The sequence below is a fragment of the Amycolatopsis rhabdoformis genome (assembly GCF_035918295.1).
Classification (GTDB): domain Bacteria; phylum Actinomycetota; class Actinomycetes; order Mycobacteriales; family Pseudonocardiaceae; genus Amycolatopsis; species Amycolatopsis rhabdoformis.
On sequence record NZ_CP142149.1, the window covers coordinates 9,370,001 to 9,393,920 of the forward strand.

Here is a 23,920-nt window from a genome sequence, read left to right on the forward strand (position 1 = left end):
GGGTAAGTCGGGACCTAAGGCGAGGCCGACAGGCGTAGTCGATGGACAACGGGTTGATATTCCCGTACCCGAGCATGTGCGCCCATGATGAGGCAGTTGATACTAACCACCCAAAGCCATGCTTGAAGCCTTCGGGTGAATGGTGTGTGTGGAGCGTGGGATCTGATTCTGTAGTAGTCAAGCGATGGGGTGACGCAGGAAGGTAGCTCCGCCAGGCGATGGTTGTCCTGGTGTAAGCGTGTAGGCCGTCATGTAGGCAAATCCGCATGGCAATAGGCTGAGACGTGATGCGTAGCCGTTTGAGGCGAAGAGGGTGATCCTATGCTGCCGAGAAAAGCCTCTAGTGAGTGCATGCACGGCCCGTACCCCAAACCAACACAGGTGGTCAGGTAGAGAATACCAAGGCGATCGGGTGAACTGTGGTTAAGGAACTCGGCAAAATGCCCCCGTAACTTCGGGAGAAGGGGGGCCAAACACCTTGAAGCCATTTACTGGCTAGGGGTGGGTGGCCGCAGAGACCAGCGGAAAGCGACTGTTTACTAAAAACACAGGTCCATGCGAAGTCGCAAGACGATGTATATGGACTGACGCCTGCCCGGTGCTGGAACGTTAAGAGGACCGGTTAATCCCTTCGGGGGTGAAGCTGAGAATTTAAGCGCCAGTAAACGGCGGTGGTAACTATAACCATCCTAAGGTAGCGAAATTCCTTGTCGGGTAAGTTCCGACCTGCACGAATGGCGTAACGACTTTCCGGCTGTCTCAACCACAGGCCCGGCGAAATTGCACTACGAGTAAAGATGCTCGTTACGCGCGGCAGGACGGAAAGACCCCGGGACCTTTACTATAGTTTGGTATTGGTTTTCGGTTCGGCTTGTGTAGGATAGGTGGGAGACTGTGAAGCGGTGACGCTAGTTATCGTGGAGTCATTGTTGAAATACCACTCTGGTCGAATTGGGAATCTGAACCTCGGGCCATGATCTGGTTCAGGGACAGTGCCTGATGGGTAGTTTAACTGGGGCGGTTGCCTCCTAAAGAGTAACGGAGGCGCCCAAAGGTTCCCTCAGCCTGGTTGGCAATCAGGTGTTGAGTGCAAGTGCACAAGGGAGCTTGACTGTGAGACAGACATGTCGAGCAGGGACGAAAGTCGGGACTAGTGATCCGGCACCACCTGGTGGAAGGGGTGTCGCTCAACGGATAAAAGGTACCCCGGGGATAACAGGCTGATCTTGCCCAAGAGTCCATATCGACGGCATGGTTTGGCACCTCGATGTCGGCTCGTCGCATCCTGGGGCCGGAGTAGGTCCCAAGGGTTGGGCTGTTCGCCCATTAAAGCGGCACGCGAGCTGGGTTTAGAACGTCGTGAGACAGTTCGGTCCCTATCCGCCGCGCGCGTAGGATACTTGAGGAAGGCTGTCCCTAGTACGAGAGGACCGGGACGGACGAACCTCTGGTGTGCCAGTTGTCCCGCCAGGGGCATGGCTGGTTGGCCACGTTCGGAAGGGATAACCGCTGAAGGCATCTAAGCGGGAAGCCTGTTCCAAGATGAGGTATCCCACCCCATGTGGGTTAAGGCCCCCAATAGACGATTGGGTTGATAGGCCAGAAATGGAAGCACAGTAATGTGTTGTTGAGTTGACTGGTACTAATAGGCCGAGGACTTGCCTACAAAGATGTTACGCATCCACTCTACGGTTCTGAAACACCACACCGGTGACAGAAGCAGGTCACGCGGTGTGTGTTGTTTCGTAGTGTTTCGGTGGTTATAGCGCCAGGGAAACGCCCGGTCCCATTCCGAACCCGGAAGCTAAGCCTGGTAGCGCCGATGGTACTGCAACCGAAGGGTTGTGGGAGAGTAGGACGCCGCCGAACTAAATGTAGGATGTAGGCCCCGGTTGAGAACCTCACGGTTCTCCCGGGGCCTACTTCTATATCGGGCCCCAGCCGGCGGAACCTCTTGTGGTTCCCGGGCTGGGGCTTTCTGCTGTCTTCCTCCGCTCCCATCCCGATGTCTGCACTGGCCGACTCCACCTCACTGGGCCGGCCTGGCCCCAGCACACCCTGGCGCGGAGGCGCGTTCGAACCAAGGCAGGTGCAAATTTCCGCCTCGCCTACGCGAGCCAGGACACGAGTCCATGCGAAGGCGGCCTTCTCGTGCCACCAAACGATTTCCCACCACACCACTCGCCGCCTCGAGACTCCGTCACCACCCGTTCGGGTTGTGGACAACTAGCCCCGACCTGGTCAGAACCCGATTTTTCGTCGGGGGTGGCCGATAGACTGGACAAGGGCACGCCCCCCTAGGGAGGGCGGGGGTTTGTCCCGGCCCGGCCCCGGCCCCACATGGCCGGCCCGCCGGCCATCCTCACCCCCGACCGGAAGGCCAGTCAGCCCCGGTCCGCCCCTGCGGATTCGCCGCGGCCCAGCAGCGTGCTCAGCTCGCCGGCCACGTTCACCGCGGTGTCGATCTCCGTCTTGCGGATCGAGACGCTCTCCAACACGAAGCTGAACGGCATCCCCAGCTCCAGGCAGAACGCCGCCAGCCCCCGGGCATTCGCCAGGCACTGGGCATGGGACTCGGCCAGCGTGGCGCAGGGAGTTGTTCAGTCAATCGGACGGGACGCAGCGGAGGTACTCGGGCGCAACGGTGCCGGCAGGAACCACGTAAGCAATGGCGGTCCGCAGCAGCCGCGCACCGATGTCGAGGCGATCGGGATCGGAGCTGTCGTCGTCGAGGTCGAAGATGTCCAAAGCGGAGGGAGTGGCGTTTCCCGCTCGGCCCCACCAGGCGAGCCTCGCCAGGAGTCGGTCACTGCGGAGGGCGACCCACATCCAGTCAGGTCGACGGCGGCCGGCTGCGAGGTCGTCGTCGAGTTCCTCGTTGAGGACGTAAGGCAATCGGCAGAAGAGGTCGAGTTCGTCGCGCCCGGTGATCGGGCGGATGGTCAAGTCGTTCTGTTCCACGGTCGAAGCACCTTCCACGGAGGCGCCAGCCCGTTCCGGGGTCAGACGCGGCCCCGGGAGGACATCGGCGCAGTGATCAACGCGATCATGGGCTTATCCCTCCTCTCGGTGTCGTGGCCCTGTCCTGCCGACAGTGACCGACTGCCAGGTCTATCCGATCACCGTCCTGCGGGCAAACCTGTTTCCGGCCGCGTAATCGGCCGACCCACCACCGGCGACGAGAACACCAGCGAAGTCGTCGTCTCCCCATACCGCTGCGCCTGCTCCACCAAAGCCTCCAACTCACCCGTCGACCGGCAACGCACGCGCAGCAGCCAGCAGTCGTCGCCTGTGGTGTGGTCGGCCGACGTCACCGTGGGAAGCGGGAGGATGGTCGCGCGGAAGCGGGGGCCGTCGAGGCTGCGGACGCGGACGCGCACCAGGGCTTCGATAGGGAGGCCCAGCTTCGAGGCGTCCACCTGGGCCGAGTAGCCCGTGATCACGCCGCGCTGTTCGAGGCGGCGCACGCGTTCCGTCACGGCGGGCGCGGAGAGCGACACGCGCCGGCCGAGTTCGGAGAAGGTGAGGCGGCCGTCGGACTGGAGGAGGTCGAGCAGTTGCCAGTCGACGGCATCCAGGTCGGCGGCAGCCGACGCGGCGAAGTGGTTCACAGGGCAACTCCCGGCAGTTCCCGGCCTGAACGAGGAAATCCCAGGCTAACCAAGCCGCGAGCCTGGATTCACCTCTGTGGCCGATCCCGCGGGAACCGCGACGATTGACCGATGAAACCGCGCATCCTCGACTTCACCACCGCCACCCCCCAAGAAGCCGTCACCTACTTCGGACGTGAGCTCGGCTTCGAGGTCGACCCCGTAGACCTGGCGCAGGACCTCGCCGAAGGACGCACCGAGGGTTACGTCCTCGCCGAGACCCGCAGCCTCGAGAAATACCACGAAGCGCGGCTCCCCGGCGCCATCCACCTGCCCTACTGGGAGATTACCGCCGAGCGCATGCGCGCGAGCGACAAGAGCCTGACCTACGTCTGCTACTGCGAAAGCATCCACTGCAACGCCGCCACCCAAGGCGCGCTTCGCCTGGCCGCGCTCGGCTTCACGGTGAAGCGCCTCTCCGGCGGCATCACCACCTGGCGCAGCGCCGGCTACCCCACCGAGACCGGCCCCCGCCAACCACTCCGTACCCTGGAGACGTGACACGTCTGCTGATCATCCAACCCGACGCCGGCGACCCCCTCGGCCCGCTCGGTGACTGGCTGACCGAGGCCGGCGCCGAGCTCGACGTGCGGCAGCCGCCCGAGCACGAGCTGCCCGAGAGCCTCGAGGGCTACGCCGGCCTCATCTGCCTCGGCGGCGGCATGGGCGCGCTCGACGACGAGAAGCACCCGTGGCTCGCCGACGTGCGCAAGCTGCTGAGCCAGGCCACTGGCAAGCAGCTGCCGACGCTCGGCATCTGCCTGGGCGCGCAGCTGCTGGCGGCGGCCACCGGGGGACAGGTCGTGGTCGGCGAGGACGGGCCGGAGGTCGGCCCGGCGCTCGTGTCGAAGAAGGACGCCGCCTGGACCGACCCGCTGTTCGCGGACCTGCCGCTGATGCAGGACGTGATCCAATTCCACAACGACGTGATCAAGCGCCTGCCCCCGGGCGCCGAGCTGCTCGCGTCCGCGCCGCGGTACCAGAACCAGGCCTACCGCCTGCGCCGCTGCGTCTACGGCGTGCAGTTCCACATCGAGACCACGCCGGAGGTCGTGCGGCGCTGGGCCGAGGACGAGCCCGAGATGGCGGAACTCACCCGTCCGGGCGCGCTGGAGCCGGAGAAGTTGATTTCCGTGCACGCGGACATCGCGGAGACCTGGCGGCCGTTCGCGCACCGGTTCGTCCGATTGGCCGCCGGTGAGCTCGACGCGGCGGCGGAGAGTCAACGGACCTTGCCGCTCGCTTAACGGATGATGCACGGATCACTAACGCAGCGTTGACGATTCACTCGATCGGTCAGGTACCTTGCGAGAGATGCTCCCGTAGGTATGGAGGACCGGGGTGGATCCCTCGCTAGTGGTCGTCGTCGTGATCGGCACGGCCCTCGTCTTCGACTTCACCAACGGCTTCCACGACACGGCCAACGCGATGGCTACCTCCATCGCCACGGGCGCGCTCAAACCGCGAGTCGCGGTAGCCATCTCGGCAGTGCTGAACCTGGCCGGTGCGTTCCTGTCGGTGGAGGTCGCGAAAACGATCTCCAGCGGCCTCGTCGACGACACCAAGATCGGCCCGTCGATCGTGTTCGGCGGGCTGATCGGCGCGATCGTCTGGAACCTCGTCACCTGGTACGTCGGCCTGCCTTCGAGCTCGTCCCACGCCCTGTTCGGCGGCCTGATCGGCGCCACCTGGGTTTCCGCGGGCGCCGATTCCGTGCACTTCTCCAAGATCGTGGACAAGGTCCTGGTGCCGGCCGCCGCGTCGCCGGTGATCGCCGGCTTGGTGGCGGCCGGGTTCACGTACGCGGTGTACAAGCTCTTCGTCCGGCGGCGCGGCGGGCGCGGCTTCCGCGTCGGCCAGATCTTGTCCGCGTCGCTCGTCTCGCTGGCGCACGGCACGAACGACGCGCAGAAGACCATGGGCGTGATCACCCTGACGCTGGTCAGCGCCGGCAGCCTGCCCGCGGGCTCGGCGCCGCCGGTGTGGGTGATCATCAGCGCCGCCTCGGCGTTGGCGCTCGGCACCTACCTCGGCGGCTGGCGCATCACGCAGACGCTCGGCAAGGGCCTCACCGACATCGAGGGCCCGCAGGGCTTCACCGCCCAGACCAGCAGCGCCGCCGTGATCCTGTTGTCGTCGCACTTCGGCTTCCCGCTCTCGACCACGCACGTGTGCTCGGGCGGGATCGTCGGCTCGGGCGTCGGCCGCCGGGAGGCGCCGGTGCGCTGGCGGATGGCCGGGCGCATGGTCGTGGCCTGGCTGTTCACGCTGCCGGCGGCCGCTCTTGTCGGTGCGGCCGCGGGGAAGCTCGCGTCGCTCGGCACGGCGGGCACGATCGGCGTCGGCGTGGTGGGCATCGCCATCGGGGTCGGCATCTACATCCTCTCCCGCCGTCGCCCGGTCACTGCGCACAGCTTCCAGGTCCCGGAGCCCTCGGCCGCCGACACGGAACCCGACCGGCTCGCCGCCTGAAAGAGAACGCGTGCCTGCCTGCTCAGCCGCCACGGATCCGGCTACGGTGAGGGAGATGGCAGAGCGCGCGCGGACGGCCGCATCGGCGGCCCGGTACGGCTTCACCGACGACAAGGCCGACGCCCAGTTGCGGGCGGCCGGCTGGTGGGACGCCGCCGGGCCGGTCGAGGGCACCGCCGACGTGCTCGCGGCCCTTTCGCGCGCCGCCGACCCCGACCTCGCGTTGCAGGGTCTCGACCGCATCCGCGAAGCCGACGAAGACCTCTGGCCGGAGCTCGACCGCGCGCTGCGGGACAACCGGACGTTCCGCGGCCGCCTGCTCGGTGCGCTCGGCACGTCGACCGCGCTCGGCGATTTCCTCGCCGCCAACCCCGGCGAGTGGCGCTGTCTCGCCGACCACCGCTGCACGGTGCCCGAGCAGTTCACCAGCCGGCTGCTCGACGACCTGTGCCAGGACGACGGCGAGTACCTCACCGGGCTGCCCGCCGAACAGGCGCTGCGCACGGCGTACCGGCGGCTGCTGCTCGGCATCGCGGCCGTCGACCTCGGTCACCTCGTGGAGGACGGGCTCGACCACCCGTCGTTCAAGGAGGTGACGAACCAGCTCACGCTGCTGGCGGAGGCCTCGCTGAAGGCGGGTCTGGTGGTGGCCGAAGCGGAGGTCGGTGCGAGCGCCGAGGGTGCGCTCGCCGTGATCGCGATGGGCAAGACCGGCGGCCACGAGCTCAACTACGTGAGCGACGTCGACGTGATCTTCGTCGGTGCCGGCGACCTGAGCGTGGCGACGCGGCTGGCCAGCACGATGATGCGCGTGGTCGGCAAAGCGTGCTTCGAGGTCGACGCGGCGCTGCGGCCCGAAGGCAAGAGCGGCGCGCTCGTGCGCACGCTCGAGGGGCACACGGCGTACTACCAGAAGTGGGCGAAAACCTGGGAGTACCAGGCGCTGCTCAAGGCGCGTCCGGTCGCGGGCGACACCGAGCTGGGTCGTGAGTACGCGGAGATGGTGGCGCCGATGGTGTGGGCCGCCGCAGATCGCGAGAACTTCGTGACCGAGGTGCAGCAGATGCGCCGGCGCGTGGAGGACCACGTGTCCGCCGAGCACGCCGAGCGCGAGCTGAAGCTGGGCCGCGGCGGGCTGCGCGACGTCGAGTTCGCGGTGCAGCTGCTGCAGCTCGTGCACGGCCGCGTCGATCCCGAGCTGCGCTCACCGTCCACAATGGAGGCTCTGGCGGCGCTCGGGGAAGGCGGTTACGTCGGCCGGGCGGACGCGTCGGAAATGGGCTCGTCGTACGAGTTCCTGCGCACCGTGGAGCACCGGCTGCAGCTGCGCCGGCTCCGGCGCACGCACCTGTTCCCCGAGTCGAGCGACGTCGACGAGCTGCGCATCGTCGCGCGCGCGTGCGGGATCCGGTCGGCGCGCGGGCGCACTCAGGGTCAGGAGTTGCTGGCGGAGTTCCGCCGCCACGCGCAGGGCATCCGGCGGCTGCACGAGAAGGTCTTCTATCGGCCGCTGCTGCAGTCGGTGGCCAACGTGCCGACGGAAGCGTTGCGGCTCACCACGAAACAGGCCGCGAGCCGGCTCGCCGCGCTCGGCTACGCCGCGCCGGAAGGCGCGCTGCAGCACATCAAGGCGCTCACTTCGGGTGTCTCGCGGCGCGCGGCGATCCAGCAGGCGCTGCTGCCTGTGCTGCTCGATTTCCTCGCCGACACGCCGGATCCCGACGGCGGCCTGCTGTCGTACCGCAAGGTTTCCGAGGCGCTGGAGGACACGCCGTGGTACCTGCGGGTGCTGCGCGACGAGGGCACGGTGGTGGAGCGCCTCGCGTTCCTGCTGGGCACATCGAAGCTCGTGCCCGACCTGCTCGTGCGCGCGCCGGAAGTGCTGCAGCTGCTGGGAGAACCGGCTCGGCTCACGGGCCGACGGCCGGCCGAGGTGGCCACGTCGCTGCGGGCCACGGTGCGCCGTCAGCCCGGCCTGAACGCGGCGGTCGCGGCGGCACGTTCGTTGCGGCGCCACGAATTGCTGCGCGTCGCGTGCGCGGATCTGCTGGGCCTGCTTGACGTTCCGGCCGTGTGCGAGGCGCTGTCGAGCGTGTGGGTCGCCGTGCTGCAGGGTGCGCTGGCCGCCGCGTACCGGCAGCGGCAGGCGGAGCTGGGCCGCACGCCGGCGACCGTCGCGGTGATCGGCATGGGCCGGCTCGGCGGCGCGGAACTCGGTTACGGCTCCGACGCCGACGTGCTGTTCGTCTGCGAGCCGGCGGAAGGTGTGTCGGACTCCGACGCGGTGAAGTTCGCTTCGTCGGTGGCCGAGACCGTGCGGAAGATGCTGGGCGCGCCCACTTCCGACCCGGCGCTGCTCGTCGACGCGGACCTGCGCCCCGAGGGCCGCAGCGGACCACTGGTCCGGACCTTGGACTCCTACCGCGCGTACTACCAGCGCTGGGGCGAAGTCTGGGAGGCGCAGGCGCTGCTGCGCGCCCGGTTCATCGCCGGCGACGAGGACCTCGGCGAGCGGTTCATCACGATGATCGACCCCGTGCGCTACCCCGAAGGCGGCCTGGACGCCACGAAGGCCCGCGAAATCCGCCGCATCAAGGCCCGCGTGGAAACCGAACGCCTGCCCCGCGGCGCCGACCCGACGCGGCACACCAAGCTCGGCCGCGGTGGCCTGGCCGACGTCGAGTGGACCGTGCAGCTGCTGCAGCTGCAACACGCCCACGAACAGCCGAGCCTGCGCACCGCGTCCACGCTCGACGCGTTGACCGCGCTCGCGGAAACGGGCCTGGCGCCCGCGGAATCCGTGGATTCGCTGCGCGAGGCGTGGCTGCTGGCCACGCGGGTGCGCAACGCCGGGATGCTCGTGCGCGGCAAGGCCGTGGACGAGGTGCCGAGCTCGGGCCGCGACCTGGCCGCCGTGGCGCGCGTGTTCGGCTACACCGTGGACGACGACCCGGGCGAGTTCCTCGACTCCTACCGCCGCGTCACACGCCGCGCGCACGCCGTGGTCGAAGAGCTGTTCTACGAGAACTAGGTCCCGCCGCGATCTAGAGTGGGCCGGGTGACCGACCGCGAACCGTTCCGCACCCGCATCAAGGTGCGCCACTACGAGCTCGACTCGCTGGGCCACCTCAACCACGCCGTGTACCACTCCTACGGCGAGGTTTCCCGCATCGAACTCTTCGCTGCCGCCGGCGATGCCGGGCTGCGCGCGGAAAACGTCGCGCCGGTGCTCCTGGAGTCCCACATCGTCTACCGCCGCGAACTCCGCGCCGGCGACGTCGTCGACGTCACCTGCGACGCCCGCTTCGCCGACGGCAAGGTCTTCTGGATGACCTCCCGCATCCTCAAACTCGACGGCACGCTGTCGGCCGAGATCACCTGCACGGTCGGGCTGATGGACCTGGAGGCCCGCCGCCTCGTCGACGATCCGCGTGGCCGGTTCGAACGTGCGGGCTTGGACCTGAAGGTGCTGTCGACGGGGGAATAGCGCCGGCGTGGGCCGGTCAGCCTCTCGGCGCGGTCGGACCTCGCTCAATCCGCTCGCATGCCCCGCCACACGAAATCCACCAGGGTCTCCGTGGCGGCCTTCCAGTCCTCGTCGGGCCGCAGCAACAGCAGGCCGCCCATCGCGCGCATCACCGTTTCCACCGTGATGTCCGGCCGGACGGTGCCGGCGGCGACGTTGGCTTTCAGCAGCGTGTCGAGGGCGTCGAGCAGGCGGGTGTACGCGTGGAACGGCAGCGTGGCGTCGGCCGAGGTCGCGCGCAAGGCGGCGGCGAGACCGCGTTTGGTGAAGAGGTAGCGCGCGAGGTGTTCGGTGGCCCAGACGCGGAACGCCTGTTCGGGCGGGCACTCTTCGAGCAATTTGGGGACGATGTCGACCAGCTGGGCCACTTCGCGCTCGTACACGGCGAGGATCAGGTCGGCCGTGGTGGGGAAGTGGCGGTAGACGGTGCCGACACCGACTTCGGCCTGCTTCGCGATGGCGTTGAACGACACCTCGCCCGAGCACGCGAGCGCCTTCGCCGCGGCGACGAGGATTCGCTCGTGGTTGCGGCGGGTGTCCGCGCGCCGCGGGCTGACCGATCCCGTCGACATCGTTCCTCCCGCGGCTGGTGGGGCGGCGGCCGCCCTGGTCAAGACTTTAGTGCAGCCGCCGACGGCCCCAGGGCCACCTTCGTTGCGAAGCGGATACTAATCCGCTAGCCTCGAAAACACGAGCTGTAGCGGATCACTATCCGCTAGTTTACGCCGGCCGAGCGGCCGGCTTCTCCCACCACATCCCTGCGGGAAAGAGATCCCTGTGGACATCTCCCTCGAAATCAACGGACGGGTCGAGCGCCTCGCCGTGGAACCCGGCGTGACGCTGCTCGACGCGTTGCGCGAACGGCTCGACGTGACCGGCCCCAAAAAGGGCTGCGACCGCGGTCAGTGCGGCGCCTGCACCGTGCACGTCGACGGCAAACCCGTGCTCTCGTGCCTCACCCTCGCGGCCACCGTGCGCAAGCCGGTGACCACCGTCGAAGGCCTGTCCACCGAAGACACCCTGCACCCCGTGCAGCAGGCGTTCGTGGACCAGGACGCGCTGCAGTGCGGGTTCTGCACCGCGGGCCAGGTGATGTCGGCCGTGGCCGCGGTGCGCGACGAGGTGAGCGACGTCCGCGAGTTCATGTCCGGCAACCTGTGCCGCTGTTCCGCGTACCCGAACATCGTCGCCGCCGTGGAGCAGGCCGCCGAGCGGACGAGGCGGGCCGATGCGACCGTTTGAGCTCACCGCACCCACCACGATCGACGCCGCGCTCGCCGAGCCGGGCACGTTCCTGGCCGGCGGCACCACCCTCGTCGACCTGATGAAGCTCGATGTTCTGACGCCGCAGCGCGTGCTGGACATCAACGACCTGCCGTTGCGCGGCATCGACACCGCCGACGGCCTGCGGTTCGGGGCGCTGGAACGGATGGGCGATGTCGCCGCGCACGCCGGCGTGTACCCGGCGATCTCGCGCGCGCTGCTGCTCAGCGCTTCACAGCAGCTGCGCAACATGGCCAGCATCGGCGGAAACCTGTTGCAGCGCACCAGGTGCTCGTACTTCCGCGACGTGAACACGCCGTGCAACCGCCGCGACCCCGGCAGCGGCTGCTCCGCGCTCACGGGCGTGAACCGCATGCACGCGATCCTCGGCACCAGCGAATCCTGCGTGGCAACCCACGCCAGCGACGTGGCCGTGGCGCTCGTCGCGCTCGACGCCGAGGTCGAGCTCACGAGCAAGACCGGCAAGCGCACGGTGAAGCTCACCGAGTTCTACCGCACGCCGGGCGAGACCCCGGACGTCGAAAACGACCTGCGCACCGGCGAGCTGATCACCGAGGTGCGCGTGCCGCGGCTCGACTGGGCCGAGAACTCCACGTACGTGAAGATCCGCGATCGCCAGTCGTACGAGTTCGCGCTGGCTTCGGCCGCGGTGGCGCTCGACGTGCGTGACGGCGTGATCGCCGACGCTCGTGTGGCCGTCGGTGGCGTGGCGACGGTGCCGTGGCGGCTCACGGCCGTCGAGGAAGCGCTGCGCGGCAAGCCGGCCACGGAGGAGTCGTTCGAGCAGGCGGCTGCGCTGGCGGCCGAAGGCGCGCGGACGTTGGAGTTCAACTCGTTCAAGGTGTCCCTGGTGAAGCGCACGGTCGTGCGCGCGCTGCTGGAGCTGACCGAAGGGAGCCGTCGATGAACGACCGGCTCGATGCGCCGCTGAAGGTCACCGGGCGCGCGAAGTACGCGTTGGACCACAACTTCCCCGGCATGGCGTACGGCTACGTCGTGGTGAGCACCGTGGCCCACGGGCGGATGGAGTCCGTAGACCTGAGCGCGGCGGAGGCGGCGCCCGGCGTGGTCGCGATCTACACGCCGTTCGACCAGTTGGGCCTGCGCGCCGCCGTCTCGCCGCTGATGGGGGAGACGTGGGTGCCGCTGCGCAACGCCGACGTCGGCTACTACGGGCAGCCGATCGGCTTCGTCGTCGCGGAAACGTTCGAGCAGGCGCGTGACGCGGCTTCGCTCGTGCGCGTGACGTACGCGGAGAAGCCGGCGTTGCTGTCGTTCGACGAGGGCCTCGCTTCGGCCGAGGACGCACCGGAATCGCGCGGCAACCCGCCGCAGATCGAGGTGCTCGAGGACGGCGTGGAGTCCATTAGGGACGTTTTCGCCGCGGCGCCGTTCGTGGTGGACAACACCTATCGCACGGCCACACAGAACCACGCGGCGATGGAGCCGCACTCGGCCGTCGCGGTGTGGGCCGACGATGAGCTCACGGTGTACACGGGCAACCAGGGCAGCAACCTGGTGGCCATGGAGCTCGCCGGCGCGCTCGACCTGGACGTCTCGGCCGTGCACGTGATCAATCCCTACGTGGGCGGTGCGTTCGGCGGCAAGGGCCGCACGTCCACGCCGGCGTTCCTCGCGGCCGTCGCGGCACGGCGGCTGGGCCGTCCGGTGAAGGCGGCGCTCACCCGTGAGCAGGTGTTCACCGCGACCGCCGGGCGCGCCACCACGCTGCAGAAGGTGACGATCGGCGCCGACGCCGACGGTACGATCCTCGGCCTGCGCCACGACTCGTGGTCGAGCACGGCGATGGACCGCTCGTTCGTGGAGCCGACCTCGCACGGCACCTCACGCGAGTGGTACGCGACGAAGAACCTGTCCATCAGCCAGAAGATGGTGCCGCTCAACATCCCGTCCACCACGTTCATGCGGGCGCCGGGTGAGGCGCCTGGCTCGTTCGCGCTGGAGAGCGCGATGGACGAGCTGGCCGTGGCGCTGGGCATGGACCCGATCGAGCTGCGCGTGCGCAACAGCTCGCTCGCGCCGCCGGGCAAGGACCTGCAGTGGTCGAGCAAGCACCTCGACGAGTGCTTCACCATCGGCGCGCGTGAATTCCACTGGTCGCAGCGGCAGCCGGGCGGCCGCGCCGACGGCGACTGGCTCGTGGGCATGGGCATGGCCACGGCGATGTTCCCGGCCCTGCGCTTCCCGGCCACCGTCGGGATCACGCTGAACGCCGACGGCAGCGCCGAGGTCGCCACCAGCGGCGCCGACCCGGGCACGGGCCTGCTGAACGTGATGTCGTCCGTGGGCGCCGAATCCCTCGACCTCCCGCCCACGCGCATCACGCCGCGCCTCGGCGACTCGCGCCTCCCACCCGGCGGCATGTCCGGCGGCTCCACGGCCACCGCGAGCGTCGGCACCGCGATCATGCTGGCCGCGAGTGAGGTCCTCGACGCGCTCGTCGCCCTGGCCTCCGCCCCCGACGCACCCTTCGCCGGCGAAGTGGTGACCTACGCCGACGGCCTCGTCCACGGCGACACCGCCACCATGCCCTTCGGTGAGCTGCTGCAGGCAGTCGGCCGGGATTCGTTGTCCGCCAAGGGCTCCTCGGCCCCGGGTGAGGAGCTCACGAAGCACTCGTTCAGCTCCTTCGGCGCCCAGTTCTGCGAAGTGCGCGTGCACCGCCTCACCGGCGAAACCCGCGTCTCGCGCATGCTCGGCGTCTTCGACGGCGGCCGCATCATCAACGACAAGCTCGCCCGCAGCCAGATCAAGGGCGGCATGATCTGGGGCGTCTCCGCCGCCCTGCACGAGGCCCTCGAACTCGACTCCCACGGCCGCTTCGCCACGGGCGACTTCGCGAGCTACCTCGTGCCGGTCAACGCCGACATCCCGGACATCGACGTCCACTTCGTCCAGTACCCCGACACCTTCCACAACGCCGTCGGCGCCCGCGGCATCGGCGAAATCGCCACCGTCGGCGTCGCCGCGGCCATCGCGAACGCGGTCTACAACGCGACGGGCGTGCGGGTGCGACACATCCCGATCATGGTGGAGGACCTCCTGGTGGAGTGAGGCGTTTTCATTAGCGGCGGCCGGGGTTTCCTCGGCCGCCGCTAACGGCCGCCCTCGATCAGGATGAGCAGGCCGAGTGCGATGAGGACCACCGGCAGGAGCACGTTCCCCCAGCGGGCGAGCACTCGCGCGACGGCCGGGCGGCCGGCGAGGTACCGGCCGGCGGCGATCCACACGGCCACCAGGACGAGGAACACCACCGCGTAGCCGCTCATGCCGCCGACGCCGGCGGTGGCGAACACCGGGACGTACGCCCCGATGTTGTCCCCGCCGTTGGCGAAGGTCACGGCCGCGACCTGCCAGATCCTCGGGCCGTTGCCGGAGGGGCTCTCGGCTTCGTCGCGGTCACGCCGGTGCCGCCAAGCCTGGACAGCCGCGTGGACGCCCAGCGCGAGGGGCAGCAGGCCGAGGTACGGGAGGAAGTCCTCCGGGAGCAGGGTCGCGCCGAACGCGGCCGCGGCCGCGATGCCCAGGATGAGCAGGAAACCGAGGTACTGCCCGACCGCGACGACTCGCGCGGTGCCGGGCCGGCCACGGCCCTGGGCGAAGAAGAGTGCCAGGACCACGAGATCGTCCACGTTCGTCACGGCGAACAGGCCCACAGCCCGACCGATGAGGTCCACCGGATCAACCACCCAGGATTTCAGTCAACGGCGCACAGGACAAAAACGCGGGCCGGCCGTCGGGTTTTCCTCTCGACCTCCGCAGGCATGATTCAGGCATGCTCCGGTGCGACCGTGACGCGGTGCGTGGCGTCGAGCATGCGGGACACCGTGAATCTCCCGACGGTGCCGACCGCAGGTGGTGTGGTCGTCCAGGTCACCCGGGCGACCACGTCGTCGAACTGGACGGTGTACCAGCGGTTCGAAGGTGAGATGGTGCTGACTGTTCCGACGACTCGCCGAGGCGACAAGTGCACAAAAGATCGGGACGGCGGCCGGGGTATTCCCCTCGACCGCCGTCCCGCGTCTTTCAGGCCGTCAGCTCAACGCGACGGCCGGTCGATCACACGTCGTAGTACAGCGAGAACTCGTACGGGTGCGGGCGCAGCCGCAGCGGGTCGATTTCGTTCTCGCGCTTGTACTGCACCCACGTCTCGATCACGTCGGGCGTGAAGACGCCGCCCTCGAGGAGGAAGTCGTGGTCGGCTTCCAGGGTGTCGAGCACCGTGCCCAGGTCGCCCGGGACGAGCTTGACGTTCTTGGCCTCCTCGGGCGGGAGCTCGTAGAGGTCCTTGTCGATGGGCTCCGGCGGCTCGATCTTGTTCTTGATGCCGTCGAGACCGGCCATCATCATTGCGGAGAAGGCCAGGTACGGGTTGCCCGACGAGTCGGGGCAGCGGAACTCGGCGCGCTTGGCCTTCGGGTTGTTGCCCGTGATGGGGATGCGGACACACGCGGAGCGGTTGCGCTGCGAGTAGACCAGCGAAACCGGCGCCTCGAAGCCCGGCACCAGGCGGTGGTAGGAGTTCACCGTCGGGTTCGTGAAGGCCAGCAGGCTCGGCGCGTGCTTGAGCAGACCGCCGATGTAGTGGCGCGCCGTGTCGGACAGGCCCGCGTAGCCGGACTCGTCGTGGAACAGCGGCTGGCCGTCCTTCCACAGCGACTGGTGGCAGTGCATGCCCGAGCCGTTGTCGCCCGCGAGCGGCTTCGGCATGAACGTGGCGGTCTTGCCGGCGTTGAACACGGTGTTCTTCACGATGTACTTGAACAGCTGCAGGTCGTCGGCAGCGTGCAGCAGCGTGTTGAACTTGTAGTTGATCTCCGTCTGACCGGCGGTGCCCACCTCGTGGTGCGCGCGCTCGATCTCGAAGCCGGAGCCCTGCAGCTGGCGGACGATGTCGTCGCGGAGGTCGGCGAAGTGGTCGACCGGCGGTACGGGGAAGTAGCCGCCCTTGAACTTCGTCTTGTAACCCTGGTTGCCGCCCACCTCGTCGGCGCCGGTGTTCCACCAGCCCTCGACGGAGTCGATCTCGTGGAACGACGCGTGCTCGGCCGAGTCGAAGCGGATCGAGTCGAAGATGTAGAACTCGGCTTCCGGGCCGAAGTACACGTTGTCGGCCACGCCGTACTCGGCGATGTACTGCTCGGCCTTGCGCGCGATGTTGCGCGGGTCGCGGCTGTAGGCCTCACGCGTGAACGGGTCGTGCACGAAGAAGTTCAGCGACAGCGTCTTCGTCTTGCGGAACGGGTCGATGCGCGCCGTCTCGGGGTCCGGCAGCAGCATCATGTCGGACTCGTGGATCGACTGGAAACCGCGCACGGACGAGCCGTCGAAGGCCAGGCCCTCTTCGTAGGCTTCGAGGTCGAAGGCCTTCGCGGGCACCGTGAAGTGCTGCATCACGCCCGGCAGGTCGCAGAACCTGACGTCGATGGACTCCACCTTCTCGTCGGCGATCAGGCGCTGGATGTCGTCTGGAGTAGTGGGCACCCTCGGTGACTCCTTCTTCGATCGAGCTCGCTCGGCAGTACTCTCTTCGGCTCACGCTAAGAGTGCGGTGTTGCCCGACCGTCACCCGTATGTTTCACACACGTTAACGGGTGACGTGACACGTGCCATCCGACCAGGGCGAATGTGGTGCGCGCCACCGGCATACCCTGGACGGGTGGCGAGATGGACGGGCGAGTGGCTCCCCGGAACCGGCAACGGTCCGGGCGCGAGTGAGCGAACCGCGCCGAAGTGGCGGGGTGAAACGTTCGGGTTGCCCGAATCGGGCGTCGGCTCGGTGGCGGGCGGTGGGGCGCGGCTGGTGGCGCTGGTCATCGACCTGGTGCTCGCCGGCCTGATCACCACGCTCTTCGTGCGCTACGACGTGCAGGACGTCGCCGCGATGCAGACGTTCAACTGGTGGGCCGGCGTGGTCTGGGCCGTGATCACGACCGTGCCGGTCACGTTCTTCGGCTTCACCGCGGGCATGGGCGCCGTCGGCGTCCGCGTGGCTCGGCTCGACGGCGCGACGATGGTCGGGCCGTGGCGGGCGCTGGTGCGGATGGTGCTCACGGTGGTGATCGTGCCGGCGATCGTGCGCAACATCGACGGTCGCAGCTGGCTCGACCGCGTGACCGGCACCGTCGTGATCCGGCTGCGCTGAGCGTCCCGGCCAAGCTGAACTCCGGACAAAGCTGAACCAGACGGACAAATCTGAACTCCAGGCACCGCTGAGCGCCACGCAAAGCTGACTCCGGACGAGGCTGAACCTGGCGGGCGAAGTCGACTCCGCGGACAAGTCTGAAGCCGGCGGACAAACCGCGCCCGCGCGCTAAGCCCGACCCTGCGTACGAAAAAGGCCTCCCGACTGGTGCTCGGGAGGCCTTTTTCGTGGAACCAGGTCAGCGACGGCGGATCGTCCGCTGGACGTTGCGCATCTTCGCGCCGGCCGGCATCGGGCCCTTCGGCATGGCCGCGCCGCGGCTGCCGAGGGCGGCGAGCTTGGCCTCGAGGGCGTCGACCTGCGGGGGCTTGAGGTTGCGCGGCAGCTTCATCAGCGTGCCCTGCAGCTTCTTGAGCGGGATCTCGGTCTCGCCGCTGCCGATGGTGTAGTCGTAGATCGGGGTGTCGCCGATCAGCCGCGAAACGCGCTTCTTCTCCTGCGAGAGCAGCGCCTTCACGCGGTGCGGCGCGCCTTCGGCCACGAGGATCACGCCGGGCGCGCCGAGCACGCGGTGCACGGCGTCGAGCTGCGTGGTCACGGCGACGGTCGGCGTCACGCGCCAGTTGCCGCGCATGTTCTCCAGCGCCCACGCGCCGGCGCCGGGCTGGCCGTCGGCCTTCGAGTACACGGTCTTCTGCACGCGGCGGCCGAAGATGATCACCGCCAGCAGCAGGCCCAGCACGATGCCCAGCGGCAACAGCGTCCACTGCAGGTTGAAGATGAAGCCGACCCCGAACAGCACGCCCGCGACGACGATGATCGAGCCGGCCATCCAAGGAATCAGCATCGGGTCTTCGCGGCGTTGCATCTTGAACGCCTCGAAGAGCTGCCCACGCTTCGCCTTGCTGGCCGCGCGCTTCTCCTGCTTGGCCAGCTTGGCCGCTTCCTTGTCCTGCTTTCCCGCCATCTGACCAGGATACGGCCGCGTGCCCTGCCACGAATCCGTCGGCCCCCTCTGCGAGGATCGAGGGGTGGCAAGCGCATCGTCTTCGAAGAGTCGTCCCGGCCTCCTCGACGGGCTCGATCCCGAGCAACGAGCCGCCGCCTCCGCGCCGCGCGGGCCCGTGTGCGTCCTCGCCGGCGCCGGCACGGGCAAGACCCGCACGATCACGCACCGCATCGCGCACCTGGTCAGCGGGGGTCACGTGTCGGCCGGGCAGGTACTCGCCGTCACCTTCACCACGCGCGCGGCGGGCGAGATGCGCACGCGGCTGCGCGGTCTCGGCGTCGACGCCGCGCAGGCGCTCACGTTCCACGCGGCCGCGCGAAGGCAGCTTCGCTACTTCTGGCCGCGTGTGATCGGCGACCGGCCGTGGGATCTCGTCGACAACAAGTTCCGGCTCGTCGCGCAGGCGGCGCAGCGCGCGCGGCTGAGCACGGAGACGGAGGTGCTGCGCGACCTCGCGAGCGAGATCGAGTGGAGCAAGGCCTCGCTCGTGTCGCCCGACGACTACCCGGCGGTCGCCGCGCGCACGCAGCGTGACACCCCGGCGCCGGTGGCGCAGGTCGCGCAGGTCTACCGGCTGTACGAGGAGATCAAGAACTCCGCGCAGGTGCTCGACTTCGACGACCTGCTCCTGCACACCACGGCCGTGCTCGAGGAGCACGAAGCCGTCGCCGTCGAGTTCCGCGATCGCTACCGCTGCTTCGTGGTCGACGAGTACCAGGACGTCACGCCGCTGCAGCAGCGGCTGCTCGACGCCTGGCTCGGCGGACGCGACGACCTCACCGTGGTCGGCGACGCCAACCAGACCATCTACTCCTTCGGCGGCGCCTCGCCGCGGCCGCTGCTGGAGTTCACGCGACGCTTCCCTGAAGCCACCGTGGTGCGGCTCGAGCGCGACTACCGGTCGACGCCCGAGGTCGTCGGGCTGGCCAACCGGGTGATCGGCGCGGCGCGCGGGCGGCCGGCGGGTTCGCGGCTCAAGCTCATCGGCCAGCGTCCGCCGGGGCCCGAGCCGCGCTTCGCCGAGTACGAGGACGAGCCGGCCGAAGCCGCGGCGGCCGCGCGGCGCGTGCGTGAGCTGCTCGACGGGGGAGTGTCGGCCAGTGAGGTCGCGGTGCTGTTCCGCGTCAACGCGCAGTCGGAGGCGTACGAGCAGGCGCTGTCCGAGGTCGGCATCCCGTACCTCGTGCGCGGCGGCGAGCGGTTCTTCGCCCGCGCGGAGGTGCGGCAGGCGATGTCGGCCCTGCGCGTCGCGTCGGCGGATCCGACCTCGCTCGATCTGGTCACGGTGGTGCGATCGGTGCTCGCGCGCGTCGGGCTCACCGAGCAGCCGCCCGCCGGCGGGGCGGCGAAGGAGCGGTGGGACGCGCTGCTCTCGCTGGTGGAGCTCGCCGAGGAGCTGGCGGCGACCGTCGCCGACGCCGACCTGCCGCGGTTCGTCGCGGAGTTGGAGCAGCGCGCGGCGGCGCAGCACCCGCCGACCGTCGAGGGCGTCACGCTGGCCTCGCTGCACGCCGCGAAGGGCCTGGAGTGGGACGCGGTGTTCCTCGTCGGGCTGTCCGAGGGCACCATGCCGATCCTGCACGCGGGCGACGACGAGGCCGCCATCGAAGAGGAGCGGCGGCTGTTCTACGTCGGCGTCACGCGGGCGCGGGAGCACCTGTCGCTCTCGTGGTCGCTCTCGCGCACGCCCGGCGGCCGCCGCAACCGGCGTCGCAGCCGGTTCCTCTACGGGCTGATCCCGGAGGACCACCCGGCGGCTCGCGTCGCGCGGTCGCAGCAGGCGTCGGCGCCGGGTTCGAAGGTGGCGCGCTGCCGGCTGTGCGGCGGGCCGCTGCTGCAGACGATCGAGGTGAAGCTGGGGCGGTGCTCGAAGTGCCCGTCCACAGTGGATGAAGGGCTGCTGGAGAAGCTGAAGGCCTGGCGCGGCGAGCGTTCCCGGGAGCTGAAGGTGCCGGCGTTCGTGGTGTTCACCGACGCGACGCTCATGGCGATCGCCGAACAGCGACCGACCGACGACGGAGCGCTCGTGTCGATCTCCGGCATCGGCGCGACGAAGCTCGAACGCTTCGGCGCGGAGGTGCTCGACGTGGTTCGCGCCTCGATGCGGTCTTGACCGCGTCGCCGCCCTGATCGGTGCGGCGAACCCGCTGCTCGGAGGCGATCTTCGTAGCTTCGGAGAGTTTTCGGGAAAATAAGTTGCCCCGGTGTGCGAGGGGCAATAATCTGCTCCTACCCGGGTGGGAAGCCCCCGGTCTGGGGATCCATATGACGCGCGCCGCCTCGGGTGGCGAACGTCCTGACAGCGGAAGGTGGTGCCGGTGAAATGAACAGCAACATGATGCTCCTGAACCCTGGCACCGGTCTGTCCGGCTGCGGCCTGATCCCCGCTTCGCGCCAGGGTACCGGTGTGTCGATTCCGGGTTCGGTCACGAGCGCTCACGTCGGCGGATTCCGTCGCGTTGAAGAGCGCACGTGGACCCCTGCCGATGTCACCGTCGAGGTCACCCTTGCCCCGGCCGCGCTGGTTGGCGCGTACCCGCAGGTTGACGTCGATCAGCCGACCATCAAGAAGTTCCGTGTTCCGTTGTCGATACGGGAGCGAAGTTCCTGACCTAGTCAGGACACGAGGCTCACGAAGGCCGCGGAACCGGTAACCGGATCCGCGGCCTTCGTGTTTTTTTGGCTGCACAACCCCATGAGGAACAAGTTGTCCAGTTCGATCAACCGTCCCGAAACCACCGTAACGACAAGAAGGAGCACCGATATGTCTTCCGCCATCGCCTTCGCCGAGGGGTTCGACCTCGGCATCGGCGACCTGCTCGACGGGGCCGCGGCCCCCGAGCTCGACCTGCCCTGCCGTTCCCGCGACGCGGACCTCTGGTTCGCCGAGTCTCCCGCCGAGCTCGAGCGCGCCAAGTCCCTGTGCGGCGACTGCCCCGTCCGCGAGGCCTGCCTCGCCGGCGCCCTCTCCCGGCGCGAGCCCTGGGGCGTCTGGGGTGGCGAGATCTTCGAGCGCGGTGTCGTGATCGCGCGCAAGCGGCCCCGCGGCCGCCCGCGCAAGAACGCCGCTCTCGAGCCCGCCGCCGCTGCCCGGAGCGCCGCCGCATGACCGTCGAACTCATCACCATCCGCGACTACGAGGCCCGCACCCGCGAACCCGACGTCGCGCACCCGCTACCGAAACAGCTCGATACTCAGGAGACCAGCGAAATGTTGCTTCACGAAGAACTGTCCCGTGCCCGAATACGGGATCTGCACCAAGAAAGCCAAGCGCTGCGCCCGTGGCGCCGCGCCCGCGCAGCCCGCCGGTGGTCCCGCGTAGCCCGCTGGGCGACGGACCGCTCGCAGCGCTTCCAGGACTGAGCCGTGGTTCGGGGAGGCTGAGGTATTTCCGGGGTCTGGTTGTGGCCTCGGGGGTGCTTTGGGATCTTCGGGCTTGAGGTCTGGAGTCTGACAGCCATGCCGGAGGGCCGGTCACCTTGTGGTGGCCGGCCTTCCGGCATGTCCTGATGCGGGTTTGGTGTTCGCGGGATTCTTGGGGAATTCGGAAAGTGTTCAGACAACGCGCCAGGGCGCGCGAGTTCGGTTGCGGTGGGCCGGATGCTGCGTCGTGTCCTCCGCACGGGTGATGTCTCCGGGATTTTTGCGGGTCCGGGCATCCGGGTGAAGCGAGTCATGAGCTGTACATCCTTTGTGGGCGCTCATTCGCTTCCGGGCGCATCTCGCTAGCGCTACGGCAGCTCACCGGTGCCGCCGCTGTTTTCCGTTGCGCGCCGTGCAATACCCGCGGTGGTGACTTGCCGGTTGCGCTGTCGGTTTGCCGACCAGCGCGGGATTTCGGCGCCGGTGCGTGGCTACCCGCGACTGGTTCGGGCGGACGCGTCGCGAGATCGCGCTCGATTCAGACAAGTGCTTTCTTGATCCTGCGCATCGCCGCCCGTCCTGTACTCGACGCTCGTGCCGCTGCGCGGATGACCGGCGGCTTCGTCGGTCCGGCTTCTCGGTCGGGTCGGCGCCTCGGGTGTTGAATGAGGCGGTGTCCGCTCATACGCATGACCACATCGACTGGGCCGAGCGCCTGACGCAGCTCCGCACGGCCGACACCCTCGACGCCGACGCCCAGTCCGCCATCGCCCACCGGCTCGTCGCCGCCCTGCCGGCAAACCCGACGATCGTCGACCTCGGCTGCGGCGCCGGCGGCATGAGCACACACTTCGCCCACGCCCTCACCACCCACGGCGGCGGCACCATCATCCTCGTCGACGCGACGCCCGAGCTGCTCACCGAGGCCGAGAAATCGGTCAGGGCCGCTGCCGCTGTCGCGTCTGCCGGCGCCACCGACGCTCCCGCGACAAGCGACGGCTGGGTCGGAAAGCCGTTGGGGCCGAGCGAGCGCGCGAGGACCTTGAACGGCGAACCGGCGAGTGCCACCGAAGCGCAGGTGCAGGGTGGCGGCGACTCGGGCGGCCACTTGGCCGTAGGCAAGGCGGGCGGCTTGGCCAGACCTGCGCCGCCCGCCGACGGCTCGGCGGGACTAGCGCCGGAAAGCGACTCGGTAGTGGGGGAGCCCGACGGCTCTGCAGGACCTGTGCCGGTCGCTGACGGCTCGACCGGTCCGGTGCCGGGCAGCGGTTCGGCCGCAGGGAAGCTCGACAGCTCGGCTGGACTTGCGCGCGTTGCCGACGGCTCGACTGGTCTGGTGCCGGGCAGCGGTTCGGCCCTAGGGAAGCTCGACAGCTCGGCCGGACAGGTGTCGGGCAGTGGCGCTGGTGTGGGTCGTTCGGCTGGGGTGGCCTCCGGGGTGGTCGAGGTGCGGGCCGTGCGGGGGGACCTGGCTGATGCGGGACTGCCGGGGGTGTTGCCGGCGGCGGATTTGGTGTGGGCGTCGCGCGTGGTGCATCACTTGGCGGACCAGCAGCGGGCCGTGGGGACGGTCGCGGCGGTTGCGAAGGTGGGTGGGCTGGTCGCGTTGGCGGAGGGTGGGCTGGATTTCCGTTGCCTGCCTTGGGATTTGGGCGTCGGCAGGCCAGGGCTCGAGGATCGGCTGCTGGCGGCGCAGGCCGAGTGGTTCATCGGCATGCGGGAGGGTATCGAGGGGGCGGTCGCGATGCCGTACGGCTGGTCCGTCGCGCTGGAGCGCGCCGACTTGACCGAGGTCGACTCGTTCGGCGCGCTCGTGCACCATCCCGCGCCGGGCCCCGAGCTGCTCGCCGACTACGTGGTGCGGCGCATCGCGCGCATCTTCGAGTTCGGCGCCGACCACCTCACCCCGGACGACCGCGCGACCCTCACCACCCTCCTCGACCCCGACGGCCCCCACCACCTCGCCACCCGCCGCGACCTCTACCTCACCGGCGCGAAAACCGTCCACTGTGGACGCCGACGGTGACCGCCCCCGACCCCGCCTGCTCCCGCTGCGGCCGCACCCGCTCCACCGAGCCCGACCCGCTCGCCGCACTGTCCTGGGTGTCGACCAAAGACAACGGCCGCACCGAGTGGCTCTGCGCGACCTGCGCCCGCGACCACGTGCGCGACATCGAGTCGAAACTCCCCGACGATTACTGGTAACCCGCCCTTCGTTCGCTGATTGCCGGGCGGCGTGGCCGAGCCGGGTTCGATCGGCTTGCCGCGCTGTCCTAGGTGTCGTGGCACTCGATGGTTTGCGCGGCCCGGCACGGTCGCGTGCGCGGCATCGGATCGGAACTTCCCCGACGATTGCTGGTGACACCACCTTTGCTCGCTGGTCGCGGAGGCCATATGACCGCGCCGGGTCCGGTCCCTCGCCGTGCTGTCCGGCGGGGGCGTTACGCCCG

The 23,920-nt window shown here is 68.9% G+C and carries 22 protein-coding genes and 2 rRNA genes (1 of these 24 only partly in view); 17 read left to right on the forward strand and 7 right to left on the reverse strand.

From position 1 onward, the window contains the following. Both VSH64_RS43620 and rrf read left to right on the forward strand, forming a co-directional pair. Window positions 1–1,666: ribosomal RNA gene (locus VSH64_RS43620) — 23S ribosomal RNA — on the forward strand (it extends 1,428 nt beyond the left edge of the window). A gap of 86 nt (window positions 1,667–1,752) precedes the next feature. Beyond that, window positions 1,753–1,869: ribosomal RNA gene (gene rrf, locus VSH64_RS43625) — 5S ribosomal RNA — on the forward strand. Between the two features lie 515 nt (window positions 1,870–2,384). Here rrf and VSH64_RS43630 read toward each other — a convergent pair. The 3 genes from VSH64_RS43630 to VSH64_RS43640 all read right to left on the reverse strand — a co-directional run bounded on the left by VSH64_RS43630 (window position 2,385) and on the right by VSH64_RS43640 (window position 3,611). Further along, window positions 2,385–2,513, reverse strand: a complete 129-nt coding sequence (locus VSH64_RS43630) for a hypothetical protein (RefSeq protein ID WP_326568576.1) — start codon at window positions 2,511–2,513, stop codon at window positions 2,385–2,387. A 91-nt stretch (window positions 2,514–2,604) separates the two neighbouring features. Further along, the gene (locus VSH64_RS43635; protein WP_326568577.1) at window positions 2,605–2,961 is read right to left on the reverse strand and encodes a hypothetical protein; all 357 of its coding nucleotides are present in this window, start codon (window positions 2,959–2,961) and stop codon (window positions 2,605–2,607) included. Between the two features lie 158 nt (window positions 2,962–3,119). Then, on the reverse strand, window positions 3,120–3,611 hold the full coding sequence (locus VSH64_RS43640) for an Lrp/AsnC family transcriptional regulator (protein WP_326568578.1): 492 nt from the start codon (window positions 3,609–3,611) through the stop codon (window positions 3,120–3,122). Window positions 3,612–3,722: 111 nt separating this feature from the next. Between VSH64_RS43640 and VSH64_RS43645 the strand changes: the two genes are divergently transcribed. The 5 genes from VSH64_RS43645 to VSH64_RS43665 all read left to right on the forward strand — a co-directional run bounded on the left by VSH64_RS43645 (window position 3,723) and on the right by VSH64_RS43665 (window position 9,609). Next, window positions 3,723–4,151: a rhodanese-like domain-containing protein gene (locus VSH64_RS43645; protein WP_326568579.1), complete on the forward strand. Its 429-nt coding sequence runs from the start codon at window positions 3,723–3,725 to the stop codon at window positions 4,149–4,151. Beyond that, entirely contained in the window at window positions 4,148–4,897 is a 750-nt protein-coding gene (locus VSH64_RS43650) for a type 1 glutamine amidotransferase (protein ID WP_326568580.1), read from the forward strand. The genes VSH64_RS43645 and VSH64_RS43650 overlap by 4 nt, the downstream gene beginning before the upstream one ends. A gap of 94 nt (window positions 4,898–4,991) precedes the next feature. Continuing rightward, window positions 4,992–6,122: an inorganic phosphate transporter gene (locus VSH64_RS43655; protein WP_326568581.1), complete on the forward strand. Its 1,131-nt coding sequence runs from the start codon at window positions 4,992–4,994 to the stop codon at window positions 6,120–6,122. 55 nt (window positions 6,123–6,177) lie between these two features. Further along, entirely contained in the window at window positions 6,178–9,153 is a 2,976-nt protein-coding gene (locus tag VSH64_RS43660) for a bifunctional [glutamine synthetase] adenylyltransferase/[glutamine synthetase]-adenylyl-L-tyrosine phosphorylase (protein WP_326568582.1), read from the forward strand. Between the two features lie 27 nt (window positions 9,154–9,180). Further along, window positions 9,181–9,609: an acyl-CoA thioesterase gene (locus VSH64_RS43665; protein ID WP_326568583.1), complete on the forward strand. Its 429-nt coding sequence runs from the start codon at window positions 9,181–9,183 to the stop codon at window positions 9,607–9,609. Window positions 9,610–9,653: 44 nt separating this feature from the next. On the opposite strand, the gene VSH64_RS43670 is transcribed toward VSH64_RS43665, so the two are convergent. Next, window positions 9,654–10,220: a TetR/AcrR family transcriptional regulator gene (locus tag VSH64_RS43670; RefSeq protein ID WP_326568584.1), complete on the reverse strand. Its 567-nt coding sequence runs from the start codon at window positions 10,218–10,220 to the stop codon at window positions 9,654–9,656. A 205-nt stretch (window positions 10,221–10,425) separates the two neighbouring features. Here VSH64_RS43670 and VSH64_RS43675 point away from each other — a divergent pair, with 205 nt between their 5' ends. Genes VSH64_RS43675 through VSH64_RS43685 form a run of 3 tightly spaced genes read left to right on the forward strand, consistent with a single transcriptional unit; the run spans window position 10,426 to window position 14,007 of the window. Next, complete coding sequence (locus VSH64_RS43675) at window positions 10,426–10,890, forward strand: (2Fe-2S)-binding protein (protein WP_326568585.1); 465 nt, start codon at window positions 10,426–10,428, stop codon at window positions 10,888–10,890. Continuing rightward, entirely contained in the window at window positions 10,877–11,839 is a 963-nt protein-coding gene (locus VSH64_RS43680; RefSeq protein ID WP_326568586.1) for an FAD binding domain-containing protein, read from the forward strand. Before VSH64_RS43675 ends, VSH64_RS43680 begins: the two co-directional genes overlap by 14 nt. Beyond that, window positions 11,836–14,007 carry a xanthine dehydrogenase family protein molybdopterin-binding subunit gene (locus tag VSH64_RS43685; RefSeq protein ID WP_326568587.1) on the forward strand — a complete coding sequence of 724 codons (2,172 nt, stop codon included), beginning with the start codon at window positions 11,836–11,838 and terminating at the stop codon, window positions 14,005–14,007. Before VSH64_RS43680 ends, VSH64_RS43685 begins: the two co-directional genes overlap by 4 nt. Before the next feature lie 41 nt (window positions 14,008–14,048). Here VSH64_RS43685 and VSH64_RS43690 read toward each other — a convergent pair whose 3' ends face one another. Beyond that, window positions 14,049–14,630 (reverse strand): cadmium resistance transporter, encoded by a 582-nt coding sequence (locus VSH64_RS43690; RefSeq protein WP_326568588.1) that lies wholly within the window; start codon window positions 14,628–14,630, stop codon window positions 14,049–14,051. A gap of 382 nt (window positions 14,631–15,012) precedes the next feature. Beyond that, window positions 15,013–16,437, reverse strand: a complete 1,425-nt coding sequence (gene glnA, locus VSH64_RS43695) for a type I glutamate--ammonia ligase (RefSeq protein WP_326568589.1) — start codon at window positions 16,435–16,437, stop codon at window positions 15,013–15,015. A 175-nt stretch (window positions 16,438–16,612) separates the two neighbouring features. On the opposite strand from glnA, the gene VSH64_RS43700 reads away from it, so the two are divergent. Further along, window positions 16,613–17,098, forward strand: coding sequence for an RDD family protein (locus VSH64_RS43700; RefSeq protein ID WP_326568590.1), 486 nt, complete (start codon window positions 16,613–16,615; stop codon window positions 17,096–17,098). A gap of 238 nt (window positions 17,099–17,336) precedes the next feature. Here VSH64_RS43700 and VSH64_RS43705 read toward each other — a convergent pair whose 3' ends face one another. Next, on the reverse strand, window positions 17,337–18,065 hold the full coding sequence (locus tag VSH64_RS43705) for a DUF4191 domain-containing protein (protein WP_326568591.1): 729 nt from the start codon (window positions 18,063–18,065) through the stop codon (window positions 17,337–17,339). 64 nt (window positions 18,066–18,129) lie between these two features. Here VSH64_RS43705 and VSH64_RS43710 point away from each other — a divergent pair, with 64 nt between their 5' ends. The 6 genes from VSH64_RS43710 to VSH64_RS43735 all read left to right on the forward strand — a co-directional run bounded on the left by VSH64_RS43710 (window position 18,130) and on the right by VSH64_RS43735 (window position 23,675). Further along, window positions 18,130–20,220 (forward strand): ATP-dependent DNA helicase UvrD2, encoded by a 2,091-nt coding sequence (locus VSH64_RS43710; RefSeq protein WP_326568592.1) that lies wholly within the window; start codon window positions 18,130–18,132, stop codon window positions 20,218–20,220. A gap of 210 nt (window positions 20,221–20,430) precedes the next feature. Next, window positions 20,431–20,718: a hypothetical protein gene (locus VSH64_RS43715; protein WP_326568593.1), complete on the forward strand. Its 288-nt coding sequence runs from the start codon at window positions 20,431–20,433 to the stop codon at window positions 20,716–20,718. Window positions 20,719–20,871: 153 nt separating this feature from the next. Continuing rightward, window positions 20,872–21,216 carry a WhiB family transcriptional regulator gene (locus tag VSH64_RS43720; RefSeq protein ID WP_326568594.1) on the forward strand — a complete coding sequence of 115 codons (345 nt, stop codon included), beginning with the start codon at window positions 20,872–20,874 and terminating at the stop codon, window positions 21,214–21,216. Continuing rightward, the gene (locus VSH64_RS43725; RefSeq protein WP_326568595.1) at window positions 21,213–21,470 is read left to right on the forward strand and encodes a hypothetical protein; all 258 of its coding nucleotides are present in this window, start codon (window positions 21,213–21,215) and stop codon (window positions 21,468–21,470) included. Before VSH64_RS43720 ends, VSH64_RS43725 begins: the two co-directional genes overlap by 4 nt. A gap of 673 nt (window positions 21,471–22,143) precedes the next feature. Next, on the forward strand, window positions 22,144–23,496 hold the full coding sequence (locus VSH64_RS43730) for a class I SAM-dependent methyltransferase (protein WP_326568596.1): 1,353 nt from the start codon (window positions 22,144–22,146) through the stop codon (window positions 23,494–23,496). Then, window positions 23,493–23,675, forward strand: coding sequence for a hypothetical protein (locus VSH64_RS43735; RefSeq protein ID WP_326568597.1), 183 nt, complete (start codon window positions 23,493–23,495; stop codon window positions 23,673–23,675). Before VSH64_RS43730 ends, VSH64_RS43735 begins: the two co-directional genes overlap by 4 nt. Window positions 23,676–23,920: the final 245 nt, after the last annotated feature.

What these genes read in the sequence shown, in the direction of transcription:
- VSH64_RS43630 (WP_326568576.1), bottom strand. Translation starts at nt 2,513, where the DNA reads ATGCCGTTCAGCTTCGTGTTGGAGAGCGTCTCGATCCGCAAGACGGAG.
- VSH64_RS43645 (WP_326568579.1), top strand. Translation starts at nt 3,723, where the DNA reads ATGAAACCGCGCATCCTCGACTTCACCACCGCCACCCCCCAAGAAGCC.
- VSH64_RS43660 (WP_326568582.1), top strand. Translation starts at nt 6,178, where the DNA reads ATGGCAGAGCGCGCGCGGACGGCCGCATCGGCGGCCCGGTACGGCTTC.
- VSH64_RS43670 (WP_326568584.1), bottom strand. Translation starts at nt 10,220, where the DNA reads ATGTCGACGGGATCGGTCAGCCCGCGGCGCGCGGACACCCGCCGCAAC.
- VSH64_RS43680 (WP_326568586.1), top strand. Translation starts at nt 10,877, where the DNA reads ATGCGACCGTTTGAGCTCACCGCACCCACCACGATCGACGCCGCGCTC.
- VSH64_RS43685 (WP_326568587.1), top strand. Translation starts at nt 11,836, where the DNA reads ATGAACGACCGGCTCGATGCGCCGCTGAAGGTCACCGGGCGCGCGAAG.
- VSH64_RS43705 (WP_326568591.1), bottom strand. Translation starts at nt 18,065, where the DNA reads ATGGCGGGAAAGCAGGACAAGGAAGCGGCCAAGCTGGCCAAGCAGGAG.
- VSH64_RS43715 (WP_326568593.1), top strand. Translation starts at nt 20,431, where the DNA reads ATGAACAGCAACATGATGCTCCTGAACCCTGGCACCGGTCTGTCCGGC.
- VSH64_RS43720 (WP_326568594.1), top strand. Translation starts at nt 20,872, where the DNA reads ATGTCTTCCGCCATCGCCTTCGCCGAGGGGTTCGACCTCGGCATCGGC.
- VSH64_RS43725 (WP_326568595.1), top strand. Translation starts at nt 21,213, where the DNA reads ATGACCGTCGAACTCATCACCATCCGCGACTACGAGGCCCGCACCCGC.